The organism is Marinoscillum sp. HNIBRBA16962 (genome assembly GCF_057801515.1).
The window spans coordinates 2,100,503-2,118,285 of record NZ_CM173603.1; the positions used below are offsets into that span (position 1 = coordinate 2,100,503).

Annotated in this window: 12 protein-coding genes and 1 tRNA gene; 6 read left to right on the forward strand and 7 right to left on the reverse strand. The window is 43.8% G+C overall.

What is annotated here, in order from left to right; translation table 11 throughout:
* Positions 1–29: 29 nt before the first annotated feature.
* From pth to AC3E9V_RS08990, 4 genes are all read right to left on the reverse strand, one after another.
* Positions 30–587, reverse strand: a complete 558-nt coding sequence (pth, locus tag AC3E9V_RS08975; RefSeq protein ID WP_488752850.1) for an aminoacyl-tRNA hydrolase — start codon at positions 585–587, stop codon at positions 30–32.
* 220 nt (positions 588–807) lie between these two features.
* The gene (locus AC3E9V_RS08980; protein ID WP_488752851.1) at positions 808–1,449 is read right to left on the reverse strand and encodes a 50S ribosomal protein L25/general stress protein Ctc; all 642 of its coding nucleotides are present in this window, start codon (positions 1,447–1,449) and stop codon (positions 808–810) included.
* Positions 1,450–1,492: 43 nt separating this feature from the next.
* A complete protein-coding gene (locus tag AC3E9V_RS08985; protein ID WP_488752852.1) occupies positions 1,493–2,422 on the reverse strand; it encodes a ribose-phosphate pyrophosphokinase in 930 nt (309 codons plus the stop codon).
* Between the two features lie 160 nt (positions 2,423–2,582).
* A tRNA-Gln gene (locus AC3E9V_RS08990) sits at positions 2,583–2,655 on the reverse strand.
* 261 nt (positions 2,656–2,916) lie between these two features.
* On the opposite strand from AC3E9V_RS08990, the gene AC3E9V_RS08995 reads away from it, so the two are divergent.
* Positions 2,917–4,710, forward strand: a complete 1,794-nt coding sequence (locus AC3E9V_RS08995; RefSeq protein WP_488752853.1) for a UvrD-helicase domain-containing protein — start codon at positions 2,917–2,919, stop codon at positions 4,708–4,710.
* Between the two features lie 202 nt (positions 4,711–4,912).
* Here AC3E9V_RS08995 and purL read toward each other — a convergent pair whose 3' ends face one another.
* A complete protein-coding gene (purL, locus tag AC3E9V_RS09000; protein WP_488752854.1) occupies positions 4,913–8,605 on the reverse strand; it encodes a phosphoribosylformylglycinamidine synthase in 3,693 nt (1,230 codons plus the stop codon).
* Between the two features lie 42 nt (positions 8,606–8,647).
* A complete protein-coding gene (locus tag AC3E9V_RS09005) occupies positions 8,648–9,433 on the reverse strand; it encodes an alpha/beta fold hydrolase (RefSeq protein ID WP_488752855.1) in 786 nt (261 codons plus the stop codon).
* A 166-nt stretch (positions 9,434–9,599) separates the two neighbouring features.
* Here AC3E9V_RS09005 and AC3E9V_RS09010 point away from each other — a divergent pair, with 166 nt between their 5' ends.
* The 5 genes from AC3E9V_RS09010 (at position 9,600) to AC3E9V_RS09030 (ending at position 17,561) form a co-directional block, all read left to right on the forward strand.
* A complete protein-coding gene (locus AC3E9V_RS09010) occupies positions 9,600–10,217 on the forward strand; it encodes a TetR/AcrR family transcriptional regulator (RefSeq protein ID WP_488752856.1) in 618 nt (205 codons plus the stop codon).
* Positions 10,214–11,644 (forward strand): TolC family protein, encoded by a 1,431-nt coding sequence (locus AC3E9V_RS09015; RefSeq protein WP_488752857.1) that lies wholly within the window; start codon positions 10,214–10,216, stop codon positions 11,642–11,644. Before AC3E9V_RS09010 ends, AC3E9V_RS09015 begins: the two co-directional genes overlap by 4 nt.
* Before the next feature lie 7 nt (positions 11,645–11,651).
* On the forward strand, positions 11,652–12,803 hold the full coding sequence (locus tag AC3E9V_RS09020) for an efflux RND transporter periplasmic adaptor subunit (protein ID WP_488752858.1): 1,152 nt from the start codon (positions 11,652–11,654) through the stop codon (positions 12,801–12,803).
* A gap of 28 nt (positions 12,804–12,831) precedes the next feature.
* The gene (locus AC3E9V_RS09025; protein ID WP_488752859.1) at positions 12,832–16,263 is read left to right on the forward strand and encodes an efflux RND transporter permease subunit; all 3,432 of its coding nucleotides are present in this window, start codon (positions 12,832–12,834) and stop codon (positions 16,261–16,263) included.
* Between the two features lie 62 nt (positions 16,264–16,325).
* Positions 16,326–17,561, forward strand: coding sequence for a metallophosphoesterase (locus AC3E9V_RS09030; RefSeq protein WP_488752860.1), 1,236 nt, complete (start codon positions 16,326–16,328; stop codon positions 17,559–17,561).
* A 30-nt stretch (positions 17,562–17,591) separates the two neighbouring features.
* On the opposite strand, the gene AC3E9V_RS09035 is transcribed toward AC3E9V_RS09030, so the two are convergent.
* Complete coding sequence (locus AC3E9V_RS09035) at positions 17,592–17,774, reverse strand: hypothetical protein (protein WP_488752861.1); 183 nt, start codon at positions 17,772–17,774, stop codon at positions 17,592–17,594.
* Positions 17,775–17,783: the final 9 nt, after the last annotated feature.

Below are 17,783 nucleotides of genomic sequence, written 5' to 3' on the forward strand. Positions count from 1 at the left end.
AGATAGTTAGAAGGTAGAGGTTAGAAGTTTCAGTTAAACCCATTCATCGTTCTGGCTAAACCAATAGTACAGAAAGAAAGCATAGCATCGATAGCCCGATCCATATTCAACACCAGCTCGTCCATTTCCTGCTTATTGAAAGGGCTAAGGACATAATCAACCTGTTTTCCTTTGCTGTAGTCATCCCCCACACCAAAACGCAAACGCGCATAATCCTGACCACCCATTAACTGTTCAATACTTTTCAGTCCGTTATGCCCCCCGGCAGACCCTTTTCCTTTCAGTCTGATCTTGCCATAGGGTAGGGCAATGTCGTCGGTGATGACCAGAAGGTTTTCCTTTGGTATCTTCAGCTGCTGTAGCCAATAGCTTACAGCCTTACCACTCAGGTTCATGTAAGTGGTAGGTTTGATCAGGTGGATGGTTCGGCCTTTGTATTTAAACTCTGATATAAACGCATGACGGTCATGCTCAAAGGTCAGGCCGTTGGTGTCAGCGATGCGGTCCAGAATTAAAAAGCCGATATTGTGGCGGGTTAACTCGTATTCCGATCCTATGTTTCCTAATCCGGCTATCAGGTACTTCATGTGTTTAAAAATTAGCTTTTAGCACTTAGCCTTTGGCTTTTGGCCGAAAACTTATATTCATATTCAGTTGGGGACTGCGCGTCCCGGACTACGCGTCCCGGACTACGCGTCCCGGACTGCCATTTAGCCTTATGCTCATTTCATTATAGTACTAAAATTAAAAAATCCTGTGCCTACGTGGGCACAGGATTCTGATTCATTAATATAAATGACAGAGCTTTTAAGATTCGCCCTCTTCAGAAGCTGCTTCGCCTCCTTCTGCTTCAGCTCCTTCTTCCAGCTCTTCCTCAAGTTCCTCATCAGCGGATTTACCTCGCATTGCTCTAGGTACTTCGATACCTGCAATTGTAACAAGCGGGCTATTGAGGATTTCGTACTCTCCAGGCTGGATTTCACCTACTTTTATCGATTTACCAAGCCCTAAACCGGATACATCTACTTCAATGTATTCCGGCATGTTTTTAGGAAGTGACTTGATCGCCAGGAATCTAAGCTTTTTGATCAGCTTACCACCTTGCTGGATACCAGGAGGTGTTCCAACGGTTCGGATAGGGATGTTCATTTTGATGAATTTTCCTCTGAATAGCTGGAGGAAGTCTGCATGCATGATGATCTCACTAACCGGGTGGAACTGGATGTCCTGAAGAATCCCTTCGTATTCTTCCCCTTCAATGTTAAGCTTCACAAAGTGTGCTTCGTCGGTATAAACAATCTCTCTGAACAATATCATAGGAGCGTAGAAGTGCACCTGCTCATCACCGCCGTAAAGCACTGAAGGTACCATTCCCTCTTCCCTAAGACGTTTTGCCTCAGTTTTGCCGAGATTTGCTCTTTTATACCCTATAATCTCAACAGTTTTCATAGTTATTATAAGTTTAAAAGTTTACTTGTTTAAAAAATCGTTTCTATTGTAAGAATAATGCGCTAATAGATTCATGATCGTGTACTTTACGGATGGCTTTGGCAAACAGGTCCGCTACCGTTAGTACTGTGATCTTGTCACTTTGCTGCTTCATCTGGATCGTATCCGTAGTGATCAGCTCTTCCAGTGCTGAAGCTTCAATATTTTCGTATGCCTTTCCTGATAGGATCGGGTGAGTACAGATAGCTCTTACCGAATTGGCGCCCTTTTCCTTAAGCAGGTTTGCTGCCTTGGAAATAGTACCCGCTGTATCCGCCATGTCATCCACCAGCACCACGTCTTTTCCTTCCACATCGCCTATTACCTGCATGGAGGCAATTTCATTAGCTCGCTTACGGTGTTTATCACAAACAACCATGTCCACTGCAAAATGCTTGGCATAACTTCTTGCCCGCGCAGTACCACCTACATCCGGTGATGCGAATATCAAATTATCAAGGTTTAAATTTCGGATGTAAGGTACAAATATTGCTGTGGCATCCAGGTGGTCTACAGGTATATCGAAAAATCCCTGGATCTGACCCGCATGCAGGTCCATGGTGATCAACCTGTTAGCACCGGCTGCTGTCAGCAGGTTAGCCATCATTTTAGCAGCTATGGATACTCTTGGTCGATCTTTTCTGTCTTGTCTTGCATATCCGAAATATGGAACCACCACCGTTACATATTTAGCACTTGCTCTCCTTGCTGCATCGATCATCAGGAGTAGTTCCATAATGTTGTCGGAAGGAGGGTTGGTGGATTGGATGAGGAAAAGGTCGCTTCCACGAATGGATTCGTTAAAACTAAAGTTTAACTCCCCATCGCTGAATTTCTGGGAGGTGCATTTACCCAATGGTTTTCCGTAGATTTCTGCAATGTTTTCTGCCAGATCTATGGTTCCTTTTCCTGCAAATAGTTTTACTGAGGACATGCAAATGCTTTATAAATAAAAAAGCCCGGTCTCCGTCCCGATGGTTATCGGGACCGGGATCGGGATTTTGTTTTATTGGTCCAGGGCTTCCCGAAGATTCTGTCAGGACAGCCTGCCTCTCGGCAGACAGGGCTTCTCGCCACTACCCTTTCCAACAATGTTGGCCTACTAGGGCTCGAACCTAGACTCTTCTGGACCAAAACCAGACGTGTTGCCAGTTACACCATAGGCCAATTTTATGAAATTCTCATTAAGCTGAATTTCATCATTTTACTTAATCCAGTCTCGTTCAGACTGAGGTTAAAGCCGCATTGCCTCCAGATACCTTTCAGGAACACCATAGGCCAAAACGGATTGCAAAAGTAGAAATATTTCTAATAAATAGAAAAGGCCCCCAGTGAAAAAATCCTAAAATTTTCAAGTTTGATGAAAGGGACGTTCATTTTTTGCAGAAAACCAGATTGTTATGCTTTTTTGCTGATAACGCTTTTTTTATGAGGTTTTCAGAAGAACAACAGGAAGTAATTGAGTCGGAGGGAAATATTGCCATCAATGCTGTAGCCGGATCCGGAAAAACATCCACATTGGTTGAATACGTGGCTAAGAGGCCAAAGATAAATTTTTTATACCTGGCTTTTAATAAAGCAGTAAAAATAGAGGCGTTGCAAAAATTTAAAAAAGCAGGAATAAATAACGTACAGGTAGAAACGGCGCATTCTCTGGCTTACAAATTTTTCTCAGGAAGAAACCTTTCTCTGGTAAAGGAAAATTACAGAGCTAATGACATTAGGCAAATACTGGGGTTTAAATACAATGACGCAATCACAGATATCAAGTTTGGCAAGCATGTTTTACAGCTGGTCAAATGCTTTTGTAATAGTCCATACAGGAAGGTGGCTGAAGTAGATTACCTGAAAACACTTACTGATAATGATAGTAAATCATTTGCTACAAAATACAATGCCGATCTGGTGCATCAGGCCAGGAGGTTTCTCAGAGAAATGGAGGATGGAAGAATAGACATGGAGCATGATTTTTATCTGAAGAAGTACCAGATGTCTGATCCGGGACTGGACTTTGACTGCATTTTGTTTGATGAAGGACAGGATGCTTCTCCGGTAATGCTGGATGTTTTTTTGAAGCAGAAAGCTTCCAAGCTGATCGTGGGTGATGAGCACCAGCAGATCTATAGCTGGAGATATGCCGTCAATGCGTTGCGAAATGTGTCGTTTGACAGAAAGTATCTCAATGCAAGTTTTCGCTTTGATGATAGCATAGCCGGGCTGGCAGCTAAGATACTTGATACAAAAAGTATCCTGGAAGAGACACATGTTCCAAAGATCCGGGGTAAGGGTAAAGGCCAAAGTATAGCATCCAGGGCTGTTCTTGGCCGGACCAATGCAGGTATACTGGTGGACTCCATTGACAGGTTGATCGACAGAAATGAAATTGAATCAGTTTATTTTGAAGGAAACTTTAACACCTATACTTATGCTGACGAAAGCGGGTCCGTGTATGATGTTTTGAATCTGTATACGGGGTATAGAAAAGGTATCAAAGACCCAATGATCAGGTCTTTTAAAGACTTTGGCGAATTAGAAAATTACGCAGACGACACTTCAGATGCTCCATTGAAAGGGATCATTGAAATTGTTAAAAAATACGGAAGAGACCTGCCAAAGCTGATTAAGCAGATAAAAAGCCATCACGTATCGGATGATGAAAAGTCTACGGCGGATATTGTATACTCTACAGTCCATAAAGCCAAAGGGCAGGAATATGATGAGGTGACTTTACTTAATGATTTTTTAAGTGAAGAAAAGATAAAGGAATACAGGAACAGTCCTGAAATCACGGATTATTCCAGATTATTAGAGGATGTAAACATACTGTACGTAGCTGCTACACGCACCAGAGCCAGGCTTAATATTCCCGCCAGATTAGTGCCTGAAAATTTTAAGGTAAAAAGTAAAACGATTGATGTCCTGGAAGAAGCGGATGACAGAGAAAATGAAAAAGAGGAGTCGGTGCTGGTTTCTTCTCAAGATCTGCTAAAAAGAATGGAAGGTGGAGAGAATGGAAATAAGACTTATACTTATGATGAGGTAAGAAAAAAGCACCAGGATGCTTACAAGAAATGGACCTCAGATGAAGATAAAGAACTGGAATTGATGTTTTGCGAAGGCAAAAAAGTTTCTTTTTTAGCTGAATATTTCCAACGCACCAATGGGGCAATTCGTTCTCGCATAAAAAAGCTCGAGCTGAGAGAAAAATATCCCGACCTCTGATGATAGATCGATTTCCTTCTAATCCTGCCTGATTAAGTTGTATTGAATGATCATAGTGGAGTATGGGTTTGATAAATTTTTCTATAACCCCCATCGGCCCCCTTTAAAGAAAAAAAGGGGGAATATTTGTATCAAACCCATACTCCCTTACTGCTTTAATCGCAACCTGACAAAGCCGCTAGTGTCCGTACCCTCTGTTGATTTAACTATCCCGCAGGTTTTTTATCCAATTTTTTGCATTCACAAAAGGTTCTATCCAATTGGATATTTCATGGCCTTTGATTTCTTCATTATGTGCCCAATTCCACGGAAAGAGTGAACGCTCTAAATGTGGCATGATGGCTACATGTCTTCCATCTCCGGAGGCTACGGCGGCAGTTGCGAAATCACTGCCGTTCGGATTACCGGGGAAGGCCTCGTATGAATACTTGACAGGGATATTGTAATCCTCAGGTTTTCCGGGCAGCACAAATCGTCCTTCACCATGAGCAAGCCAAATACCTAACCTTGTGTCAGCAAGTGACTCGAACATCACCGTGTTGTTTTCTGCTATATCTACATTCACAAAAGCGGATTCAAATTTACCACTGGCGTTATGATGCATTTTCGGATGAGCATCGCCGAGCTCAGGGTAGATCAGACCAAGCTCCATCATTACCTGGCAGCCATTGCAAACCCCGAGGGATAAGGTGTCTTCCCGCTTATAGAAGTTGTCCAGAGCCTCTTTTGCCTTCGGGTTGTAGATGAAAGATCCGGCCCATCCTTTGGCAGATCCCAAAACATCCGAATTAGAGAATCCACCTACAAAGACAATCATATTGACATCCGAAAGGTCTTCTCTTCCCGATATCAGATCTGTCATGTGAACGTCTTTTACATCAAAGCCAGCCAGGTATAACGCGTATGCCATTTCACGGTCTCCATTCACTCCTTTCTCCCTGATTATCGCAGCTTTTACTCCAGTGGTATTTCTCCTTTTCGGGTCAATGCCATATTGGGAAAACTTACCAGTAAAATTCGCAGGGAATCGGTAGGATAGTGGTTGAGATTTGAAATTTTCAGCCCGTTGATCTGCCAGCTCTGGTTTGGTTTGTTTAAGGTCTAACAAATGTGAAGTCTTTGTCCAGACATCCCGCAGGTCATCAATTGATAGCTCAGTGCTCCAATCTCCTTTTTTTATTGATACTGCTCTATTTGGTGATGTAGTGCCAATGTTCAGGCCTGAGATTCCGTGCTTATCCAGGATTTTATTGACCCGGGCTTCATCATTTACCTGGAGGATAAAGGCCGGGTTTTCAGCAAATAATGCCGTGATCAGGTCCTCATCCACAAATCCGTTTAGATCAATTTCCATCCCACCTGTATCGTTTGGAAAATTCATTTCCAACAGCGTGGTTATGAGTCCTCCTGAGGATATATCATGCCCTGCCAGGATAAGTCCTTCATGTATCAATTCCTGCACGGCATTAAAAGTCTTTTTCACATGACGAACATCAGCATCAGGCGCCTCGGAGCCTAAGGAAGAAAGCACCTGTCCGAGACTACTTCCTCCCAGAGTTAGCGCTTTTCCACTAAAATCAATGCGGAGCAACGTACTTTTAGCGCCGGGGTTTTTCAGATTTGGAGTAACTGTTTTTCGGATATCGCTCACCTCCCCAACAGAGCTAACAATGACCGTTCCAGGAGCAAGTACTTTTTTTCCATCAGGGTATTTTTGAGCCATTGAGAGTGAGTCTTTTCCTGTAGGAATATTCACACCCAGCTCTGAACAGAATTCGCTGATCTGCCTCACAGCTTCGTAGAGTCGTGCATTTTCCCCATCATTCTTAGCGGGCCACATCCAGTTTGCACTGAGGGATACCCCTTGCAGTCCATATGTAAGCGGAGCCCACACAAGATTAGCCAATGCTTCAGTAACGGATAGCCTGGATCCGGCTCCTGCATTGATCAATCCGGGAATTGGAGAGTGACCGATGGAGGTAGCAATACCTTTGTTGCTTGTAAAATCAAGGGCCATTACTGCTACATTATTGAGAGGGACCTGGATGGCGCCTACAGTTTGCTGGGTGGCTACTTTACCGGTGACAGACCGGTCTACCTTGTTAGTCAGCCAATCCTTGGAAGCTACGGCCTCCAGCTGTAAGACGTTTTCCAGGTACTCTTCCAGCTTATCTATATGGTATTCTTTGTCTGCATAGACTTTTTGCTGAGACTTGTCTTCCAGGATGGTTTTAGGTGAAGAACCAAAAAGATGCTTGACTTTGAGGCTAAATGGTTTTTGGTCTTGCCCGAGCCTGGAGAATTTCAGCTCCATATCTCCGGTAGTTTGCCCTACTTCGTAGTATGGTGCTCGCTCTCTCGCGGAAACATTTTTCAGGTATTCAGCATTTTTTGGATCTATCACAAGACCCATTCGCTCCTGTGATTCGTTCCCAATCAGCTCTTTATCTGACAGGGTTGGGTCACCCACGGGAAATTTGTCCAGATCAAAGATCCCTCCGGTTTCTTCCACTAATTCTGAAAGGCAGTTAAGGTGGCCTCCCGCACCATGATCATGGATCGAAACCACGGGGTTTTCATCCAATTCGGCCATGGCCCGGATAGCATTGGCGGCCCGTTTTTGCATTTCCGGGTTAGAACGCTGAACGGCATTTAGCTCCAGTGCTTTGTTGAAAGCTCCGGTATCCACTGAGGACACAGCTCCACCGCCCATTCCTATGCGGTAGTTATCTCCTCCGAGGATTACGATATTCTGACCTTTACCCACTTTCTTTTTCAGGCTGTCTTTTAGCTTGGCAAACCCAACACCTCCGGCCAGCATGATGACTTTATCAAAACCAATTGTTTCATCGTTTTCTTCATGCTCAAAGGTGAGGAGGCTTCCGCAAATTAGCGGCTGTCCAAACTTATTCCCATAATCACTGGCACCATTTGAAGCCTTGATGAGAATTTCCTGCGGGGTCTGATAAAGCCATTTTCGTTCAGGAACTTTTTCTTCCCATTTTCTCCCTTTCTCCAGCCGGGAGTAGGAGGTCATGTACACAGCTGTCCCTGCCAGCGGGAAGCTGCCAATACCTCCGGCCATCCGGTCCCTGATCTCTCCACCGGACCCTGTAGCAGCGCCGTTAAACGGTTCTACTGTTGTGGGGAAGTTGTGGGTTTCTGCTTTCAGGGAGATCACTGAGTCAAAATCCCTGACCTCAAAGTAGTCGGGTTTGTCTTGTGTTTTGGGTGCAAACTGTTCCGCTTTTGGCCCTTTTATAAAGGCTACATTGTCTTTATAGGCGGATACGATCTGGTTGGGGTGGTCTTTAGAAGTTTTTTTGATCCACTGGAAAAGAGTCATCGGTTGCTCCTCTCCATCTATGATGAAAGTACCATTAAAGATTTTATGTCTGCAATGCTCGGAGTTGATCTGTGAGAAGCCAAACACTTCAGAATCGGTTAAGTCACGGTCTATTTCCCGGGACACCTCTTTCAGAAACTCAATCTCTTCGGCGCTTAGTGCCAGTCCTTCGGCTTCATTGTAAGCTTCCAGGTCACTGATATATTGAATGGGTGCCGGCTGTATATTTAAAGTAAATATGTCCTGGTCTATTCCGTCATACCTCTGCTGAAGCATGGGATCGAAAATCTGGCCATTATTTGCGGTGAATAATTCTATCCGCTCGAGCCCCTCAATTCCGGCATTTTGAGCAATCTCCACTGCATTGGTGCTCCATGGCGTGATCATTTCTTTGCGCGGACCGACAAATTCACCTTCTACGAGCTGGGCGTTTAGGCGCTGAGCTCCGGAAAAGAGCCAGGTGAGTTTTTGTTCGGTTTCGGGCGAAATTTCGGTTTTACTACCTACTACAAAAAGAGAATCAGTGTTTTTTTGAAAGAAATAGATCATGCGTGAGGCCTTGATTTAATTCCGCAAAAATAGAACAATAAATCAAAGTTTTTTTGCATTCTCCGAAGAAGCGATCAGGTCTTTTATACCTTCAATCAGATGGTGGTGCTTTAAGGGGAGGATCATGACCTTTAATGTTCTGATTCCTTCCAGTTTTGGTACGACCTTTTTAGTAGGTATGATGTAATCTTTACTGCCCAAAAAGAGGTTCAGAGGGATATTTTTTTGGTTAAATATTTTGGTCAGTTTTTTTGCGGGTTGCTGAAGGGGCCTGAAGTATGTCCAGGTTCGGTACACCTTAAGGCAGTTTTCATGGTTTTGGAGTTCTTTCTGAGCAAAGCGGATCATCGAAGGAGATGCAAGGCGATATTTTGAAAATATCTTTATCCATTGCTCAAAATGCCTGGGATTCAGCATCAGGTATTTAAACAGTCGGTTTCCCAAAAAGCTGGTGGCGAATAGGTACCAGAAATTTTTATAGATGCCATCCGGAGCAACTAACGACACTTCATTAATACAGTTGTGAAAACCAACAACTGTAGCTAAAGCAAATCTGCCACCCAGGCTAAAACCCAGTATTGAAAAATTTTCGATTCCCTCTTTATTCAGAAATTCACCGAATGCCTCTCGCCAGTTGGTCAATGTAAGCGGTTTGTCAGGGCGATGGGATCTGCCATGGTAATAAAGGTCAAAAGCGTAAACGGTATACTTTTCTTCCAGGATGGGAGTCAGTTTATCAAACGCCTTATGGTCCTGACCAAACCCGTGGAAAAGTACCATGATAGCCTTTCCGTTTCCGGATTTTCTGAAGTGTAAAGATTGAGTCAAGATGATGAAAACGTTATTATTCTACCGACAGTCAAAAAAGTGAAATTTTTTTCAAACAAAACTCAACCTTAAGACTTTTCTTCCGTAGAAACTCAGGAAACTTTTGGAATAACTAAAGTTTCCATAGTGTACGAAAATCAAAATCAAGCAATTAGACCTGGAGAAGTTGAAAGATAAAATCATAGAAGGAGCTCATGCATTATTTATTCAATACGGAGTGCGATCTGTTTCGATGGATGATGTAGCCAGAGGGTTGTCCATGTCAAAGAAGACCTTATATCAGCATTTTAGAAATAAAGATGAGCTGGTAACAGAGGTGGTTAAAATGCATATGGAAGGGGAGATGAAGGAGTTTGAATCCATTGCCAACTCTTCTTCCAATGCGATTGAGGAGCTGTTTAATTTATCAAAATGCATGCGTGAACATGTATTTAAGATCAATCCCTCTTTGTTATATGACCTTCAGAAATACCACGCAGATGCCTGGAACATTTTTCAGGAGTTTAAGAAGAACTTCATCATAGGCCAGATAGTGGATAACCTGGAGCGGGGAATAAAAGAGGGAAATTATCGGAAAGATCTGGATCCAAGAGTGATCGCCATATTGAGGATGGAGATTGTTCAGCTTGTTTTCAACGATCAGATCTTTCCCCGGAGTGAGTTTGATTTTGTGGAGGTGCAGATGCAGGTGTATGATCACTTTGTGCATGGCCTTTTGTCAGAAGAAGGAAAAAAACGCTATCAACAATACCAAATACAAGAAAGTAAATCGCTATCAAAATGAAAGGAAAACTAACCGTACTTCTAATCATACTATATACCTCGGTGCATGCCCAGGAGGACAGCACCAGGGAGACCTACACACTGGAGCGGTGTATTGAGTATGCACAGACCAATGCTGTAGATGCCAGAAATGCTCAACTAGATAAAGAGATAGCTGCTGCCCGTGTGAAGGAAACGGTAGGGATTGGGCTGCCGCAGGTGACTGGAGCAGTCTCTGTCCAGAAAAGCCCTACTCAGCCAAGGTTCTTTACACAGTATTCTGATCAGCAGGAAGGATTTAGCTTTATAACCCCCGAGCAGGCTCAGCAAATTGGAATTGAAAATGGCGATGTAGTTGCTGCTGAAAACTTTTTTCAACTACAGGGATCAGGAGATGCCAGCTTGAGTGTTAACCAGTTGATTTTTAATGGGTCCTATTTTGTGGGCCTTCAAGCGGCTAATGCTTATAAAGACCTGGCCGTGAAGGAAGCTAATCAGACTGATGAACAGGTAGTCATGAATGTTTCCAAAGCATTTTACAACCTACTTATAAGTCGGGAACGCCTTGAATTGATCGAGTCTAACCTGATGCGGATCGATACGCTTTACCGCAATACTGAGGCAATGTATCAGAACGGTTTTGCTGAAAAACTGGACGTAGATCGCTTGAAAGTAAACCGCAATAACCTGAAAGTGAATAAGGCTGATCTGGAGAACCTCACCGAGATCTCTCTTAAGCTTTTGAAGTTTCAGATGAATTACCCGTTTGATAAAGAGCTTGTAATTCAAGGGTCAATTGAAGATGAAGTACTGCAACCCGTGGATGTTCCCACTGAGGAAAACTGGGACTATGCTAACCGACCTGATTATCAGGTTATGAAAGCCAATTATGAGCTACAGAAGCTTAATATCAAAAACAAGTATGCTGAGGCTATTCCTGTGATTTCAGCATTTGCCAATCTTGGTTACTCCACTCAGTCTCCGGGATTTGGGGGAATTTTTGTGACCAATTCGGATTTTGATGAAGTGGGAGGTATTGGTCCTGATAAGTGGTATGGATACTCTACTCTGGGTCTGCGGCTAAACTGGAATATTTTCACAGGCCTTCAGCGATCTTTTCAGATACAACAGGAAAAGCTGTCGCTGCTGAAGATAGAAAATGGGTTTGAGAGTCTGGAGAAATCCATCGACCTGGACATTGAGCGCTCTCAAAAGAACCTGGCTAATGCGCTGGACAAGCTGGAGGTTCAACAGGAAAACATGGAGCTGGCTTCTGAGATATTCAATACTACTGAGATCAAGTACCAGGAGGGCGTAGGTTCTAACCTGGAGGTCATTGAGGCAGACAATTCACTAAAAGAAGCACAAACCAACTATTACAGTGCATTGTATGATGCACTTATCGCACAATTAGAACTAAAAAAAGCACTAGGAATACTTAATAACTAAACTGGTCATGAGAAAGATCCAAAATCTATTTTTAACTATAACTGCCGCTGCTGTACTGTATAGCTGCGGAGGCTCTTCTGATTTGGCTGAGAAAAAAGCCCAACTTGAGGAACATAAAAAAGAGTTGGCTGATCTGAAGCTAAAGATAAAAGGATTGGAAGAGGAGATTGCTAATGAGGATACCACTTTTAAAGCTGAGTCAGGCAATGTTCTGGTTTCAACATACAAAGTAGAACCTAAACCATTTATCCATCAGATTGAAGTGCGGGGGGCTGTGGAGTCTCGTAAAAATGTACTGATAAGTGCAGAGACTATGGGACGTATAGAAAGGATACCTGTCAAAGAAGGACAGGAGGTAAGGGAGGGCACCTTGCTCATGAAACTTGATGCAGATATTCTTGAAAACAATATTGCAGAGGTTAAGACGCAGTTGGAGCTTGCTGCTACGGTATATGAGCGACAGTCCAACCTTTGGAAGCAAAACATAGGTTCAGAGATCCAGTACCTGGAAGCAAAAAACAATAAGGAGGCACTTGAACGAAAGCTAAATACGCTGAATGCTCAGCTGAGTCAGGCCTATGTTCGAGCTCCGTTTTCAGGTGCTGTTGAGGCCATTCCGGTGAAAGTAGGTGAAATGGCTCAGCCAGGTTCGCCTTTGATAAGGATTGTAAACCAACATGAAATGTACATCAATGCTGACGTATCAGAAGCTTACATGGGAAAGGTATCTGCTGGCGATCAGGTGGAGGTATATTTTCCGACTCAGGATGTTGAGATGCTGAGCACAGTGGCTTCTGTGGGCAAGGTGATCAATGAAGAGAACAGGACCTTTTCCATTGAGGTGTCCATTCCAAGGTCAGCCCTGGAGTTTCGACCAAATCAAGTGGTGGTACTCACTTTGACGGATTACAAAAAGGAGGGTGCACTAAGCGTACCGACTAAGATTATCCAGTCTGACGAGCTGGGAAAATATATCTATGCGCTGGACTCACAGCAAGGCAAGGCAGTTGCCAGGAAAATACGAATTGAAACCGGTAAAACCTTTAACAATGAAACTGAAGTGTTAACCGGGTTAAGTGGGAATGAGAAGATCATAGATAAAGGGTATCGAGATGTGAATGAAGGGGTAGAGATATCGCTTTCTACGGCATCACTTTAAGTCTTCACTTTTTAAAAAAGAATTTGTAATGTCTGAAGATAATAACAAAAAGAGCGTACAATCCGAGGAGGTAGATAAGCAATTCTGGCTGACTACCTTCTCTCTGAAAAACCGCAATACGGTCTATTTTTTGGCGGTCCTGATCGTGATAATGGGAATCATCTCATACCGGTCGTTACCTAAAGACAGTTACCCGGAGATAGAGCAACCTATCGTGTATGTGGGTACACCATATCCGGGAAACTCCCCTGTGGATATGGAAAACCTGGTCACCCGGGAGTTGGAAAAGGAACTGAATACCATCTCCGAGGTGGAAGAGATAAAATCCACCTCAGTACAGGATTATTCTACGATTATAGTGGAGTTTCAGGCCGAGACGGATATAGAAGATGCCCTCCAGAAGGCGAAAGATGCCGTAGACCGGGCTAAACCAGAGCTCCCCACAGACCTTCCGCAAGACCCCAATGTCTTTGAGATGAATTTCTCGGAGTTTCCGATCATGAATATCAATCTTTCCGGAAACTACTCGGTGGCTGAGCTGGAAGATTTCGCAGAGCTGATAGAGGATGAGATTGAAAAGATCTCTGAAATATCCAAAGTGGAAATTCGCGGTGTAGAGGACAAAGAGGTAAGGATTATGGTTAATCCGTACGAGATGGAGGCCAGAAATATCTCTTTTAGTGATATCGAAAATGCGGTGACTGCCGAGAATGTAACGTTATCAGGAGGGAATATCCTCACAGATGGTGTACGAAGATCTATCCGGGTAGTCGGGGAGTTTACGGATCCTCAGCAAATGCAGGATATTGTCATCAAGCATGAAAAAGGGAATATTGCTTACCTGAAAGATGTGGCTGAGATTGACTTTGGGTATGTAGAGAAGGAATCATACGCACGTCTTTCAAAGAAACCTGTGGTATCAGTAGATGTCATTAAGCGAAGTGGTGAAAATATGCTTAATGCCACCAAAAAGATAGATGCAGCAATGGAAAAGCTGGAAAGTCAGCTTCCTGATGACCTTGTGATCACCCGTACGAATGACCAGTCTACTTTCGTGAAAGAGATGGTTTCCAGTCTGGAAAACAACATCATCTCAGGAGTGATCCTCGTGGTACTGGTCCTGCTATTTTTTCTGGGTACAAGAAACGCCCTCTTTGTAGGGATAGCCATCCCGCTTTCCATGTTTATAGCTTTCAATGTCCTTGGAGCTTTCGGGATCACGGTCAATATGATGATCTTGTTCTCATTGATCCTTGCGCTTGGTATGCTGGTGGATAATGGTATAGTGGTCGTTGAGAACGTCTATCGGCTAATGGAAGAAGGCTATAGTGCATTGGCAGCAACCAAAAAAGGGGTTGGCGAAGTAGCAATGCCGATTATTTCCTCAACAGCTACCACGTTAGCTGCATTTCTTCCTTTGGCGATGTGGCCCGGTTTGATGGGGCAATTTATGGGCTATCTTCCGCTAGGAGTGATGATCACTCTGACGTCTTCACTTTTTGTGGCGCTGGTGATCAACCCTGTATTAATTTCTACCTTCATGAAGGTACAAAACGGCGAGCAAAAACCGGATAACAGAAAACTTTGGAGAAATGTAGGGATCATAGGTGGTGTAGGTATATTTTTCCTTTTGGTCGGAGTAACGGCTCTGGGGAATATTTTGGTGGCGTTGGCGCTTATTATCGTGTTGGATGTATATGCACTTGCTCCTATGGCTAAAAGCTTCCAGGCAAGGTTTTTACCCTGGTTAGAGAACCTTTATTCTCAAACGCTAAGGTTTGCTTTAAGAGGATGGAAGCCCTACTTGTTCTTTTTCGGAACGGTCGCGCTTTTGATCTTTTCATTCATGCTCATGTCTGCATTTCCTCCAAAAGTGATTTTCTTCCCGATCAATGAGCCCAAGTATGTCAATGTTTTTATTGAGCATCCTATCGGGACAGATATCCAGGAAACGAATGAGTTTACCAAGAACGTTGAAAAGCGGGTTTTAGATATCGTTAAGCCTTATGATTTTCTGGTAGAATCCGTGATCACCAAGGTAGGAGAGGATACTGCTGACCCTAATGACCCCAGTGCATTTGGTCAAAGCTCTACACCAAACAAAGCACGGATCACGGTCAACTTTGTGGAGTATAAACACAGACGCGATCCGGCAACCGGTGATTTTGTGATGACCAGTGATATCATGGAGGAAATACGGAAAGGCATACCCAGTTATCCGGGAGTGGCCATCACCGTAGATAAGGATGCGGCGGGACCACCGGCAGGTAAACCTGTAAATATTGAAGTGGTCGGCCCGAGGTTACCGGAATTGATCGCTATTACTGAGGAGATGAAAAACCTCATCAATGAATCAGGGATTCAGGGGATTGAAAAACTCAAAACGGACCTGGAAACCGGTAAACCGGAATTGATTGTGGATATTGACCGGGAGAAAGCCCGAAGGTTCGGGCTGTCAACCTATTCGGTAGCCAACGAAGTAAGGACTTCACTTTTCGGTAGAGAGATATCCAAATTTAAAATGGGTGAGGACGATTACGATATCGAGCTGCGTTTGCAGGACCGCTTTAGATATGATCTGGATGCTTTGATGAACAAACAGATAACGTTCAGAGACCAGACCTCAGGTAAGATGCATCAGGTGCCGATTTCGGCAGTAGCAACTGCGCAATTGAGCTCAACCTACGGCTCTGTGAAGCGTAAAGACCTGGATCGGATCATCACCATCTCTTCTAATGTGCTGGGTGGTTATAACCCTACCGAGATCAATAACCAGATCAAGGACCTGTTGGGGGATTATGAAATGCCTGCCGGATACAGCTATAAGTTTGGTGGTGAGCAGGAGCAGCAGGCTGAAGAAATGGCCTTCCTGAGTCGAGCCTTACTACTTGCCGTATTCCTGATCTTCCTGATCATTGTGTCTCAGTTTAATAAAATAACTACACCATTCATCATCATGACTTCCGTGGTGCTGAGTACCATCGGGGTGTTCCTTGGGTTGGTGATTTTCCAGATGGACTTTGTGGTGATCATGACCATGATCGGTATTATCTCTCTGGCAGGGATTGTGGTAAACAATGCTATAGTACTTATCGACTTTATTGAGCTGAGTCGTAAGCGGAAAAGTGATGAGATGGGTGTAGACAAGCTTCCTTTTACCGAAGTGGTTGAGTCCATTGTGTCGGCTGGTAAAACACGTTTGCGCCCGGTACTGCTAACGGCTATTACCACCATTCTGGGGCTTGTTCCTTTGGCAGTGGGAATCAATTTCGACTTTATTAAGTTCTTTACCATCTACGACTCTGACTTTTACATGGGCGGAGACAATGTGATCTTCTGGGGACCTATGTCGTGGACCATCATTTTTGGTTTGACATTTGCCACCTTCCTCACATTGGTTATCGTACCGGTCATGTATTTGTTCTTTGCTAAGATCAACAGGCGATTAGGTATTAGTTAACATTGCGATAGGTTGAAGGGTCGCTGAGAAGTGACCCTTCTTTTTTGCAATATAGATTACACATGAGCAGGATTTATTTCATTGTTTTTTTGGCTTTGCTATACGTGGGGTTTGACTGGTACATTTACCAGGCTTTACGTGTAGTCATAGCAGATTATTCAGTTGTGACAAGAAGAGTGGTCACAATAGCTTACTTTACGGTTTCGCTGATTTTGTTTACCGGGGTGATTTTCTACAATCAGATTGACCCGAAGACCTTCAAGAACCTGAGGTTATTCATTACAACAACTTTTTTCATTACCCTGATCGGAAAACTGTTTACAGCGATATTCCTGTTGGCAGATGATGTACGGCGATTGGTGACGTATATTGTAAGTCTTTTTCCTGAAAAAAGCGAATCCTCCAAAGACCTTTCCCGATCGGAATTCCTCTCCAAATCCGCACTAATAGCCGGGACCATACCTATAGCGGTATTTAGCTTCGGCATCCTCTCCGGAGCTCATGATTACCGTGTCAGGAGAAGAGAGATCGTTTCCAAAAATCTTCCAAAGGCTTTTGATGGGATGCGGCTGGTTCAGATCTCAGATATTCATACGGGCAGCTTTTTCAATAAGACGGCTGTGGCAGGCGGGGTAGATCTCATCAATGACCAAAAACCGGATGTGGTGTTTTTTACCGGTGATCTCGTGAATTATCAGAGTGATGAGGCTAAACCTTATCTGGATATTTTCAAAAAGGTAAAAGCAGAGCGTGGTGTTTTCTCAACGATGGGTAATCATGACTATGGTGATTACCGAAACTGGAGTAGTAGAGAAGCAAAGTTGGCCGATATCCGTGACCTTCATGAGATGCATCGCTATATGGGCTGGGATATTTTGCTCAATGAGCACAGGATTCTGAAAGAAGGGAAGGATGAAATAGCAATCCTTGGATTGGAGAATTGGGGAGCCGGACGCTTTTCCAAGTATGGTGATCTGGCCAGGACCTATCAGGGAATAGAAGACATACCTTTCAAGATTTTATTATCCCATGATCCGAGCCACTGGGATGCTCAGGTCCGCCCGGAGTACCCTGACATAGACCTGATGCTGGCGGGTCATACACATGGTATGCAGTTTGGGATTGAGATCGGAGATTTTCGCTGGAGCCCATCCCAGTACATCTATAAGCAGTGGGCTGATCTCTATAAATCGGGAGAACAATACCTCTATGTCAATCGTGGTTTTGGCTTTTTAGGCTATCCGGGCAGGGTAGGGATTTTGCCGGAGATTACTGTACTGGAGCTCAAACGGGCTTAAAAGTTATCAAAGTCCTTTATGTCTGTTTAGCTAATGCAGGTTCCCGGCTTCAGCATCTGAAATTCCTTCGTCTATAGCGTTCTTTTCAGGTTCGGATAGTTCGTCCACATGTTCAATTTCATACTCAGGTTCTACTTCCTTGAGTAGTTCATCCAGAAGTCGAGGGTCATTGATGTCGTTGACTCTTTTCTTAATTTTTTCCTTGATGTTCATGTCCTTAAA

Excerpts from the sequence above, each read along its gene's own strand:
- purL (WP_488752854.1), bottom strand. The coding sequence starts at position 8,605 with ATGATCTATTTCTTTCAAAAAAACACTGATTCTCTTTTTGTAGTAGGT.
- AC3E9V_RS08985 (WP_488752852.1), bottom strand. The coding sequence starts at position 2,422 with ATGTCCTCAGTAAAACTATTTGCAGGAAAAGGAACCATAGATCTGGCA.
- pth (WP_488752850.1), bottom strand. The coding sequence starts at position 587 with ATGAAGTACCTGATAGCCGGATTAGGAAACATAGGATCGGAATACGAG.
- AC3E9V_RS08980 (WP_488752851.1), bottom strand. The coding sequence starts at position 1,449 with ATGAAAACTGTTGAGATTATAGGGTATAAAAGAGCAAATCTCGGCAAA.
- AC3E9V_RS09035 (WP_488752861.1), bottom strand. The coding sequence starts at position 17,774 with ATGAACATCAAGGAAAAAATTAAGAAAAGAGTCAACGACATCAATGAC.
- AC3E9V_RS09025 (WP_488752859.1), top strand. The coding sequence starts at position 12,832 with ATGTCTGAAGATAATAACAAAAAGAGCGTACAATCCGAGGAGGTAGAT.
- AC3E9V_RS08995 (WP_488752853.1), top strand. The coding sequence starts at position 2,917 with ATGAGGTTTTCAGAAGAACAACAGGAAGTAATTGAGTCGGAGGGAAAT.
- AC3E9V_RS09015 (WP_488752857.1), top strand. The coding sequence starts at position 10,214 with ATGAAAGGAAAACTAACCGTACTTCTAATCATACTATATACCTCGGTG.
- AC3E9V_RS09030 (WP_488752860.1), top strand. The coding sequence starts at position 16,326 with ATGAGCAGGATTTATTTCATTGTTTTTTTGGCTTTGCTATACGTGGGG.
- AC3E9V_RS09020 (WP_488752858.1), top strand. The coding sequence starts at position 11,652 with ATGAGAAAGATCCAAAATCTATTTTTAACTATAACTGCCGCTGCTGTA.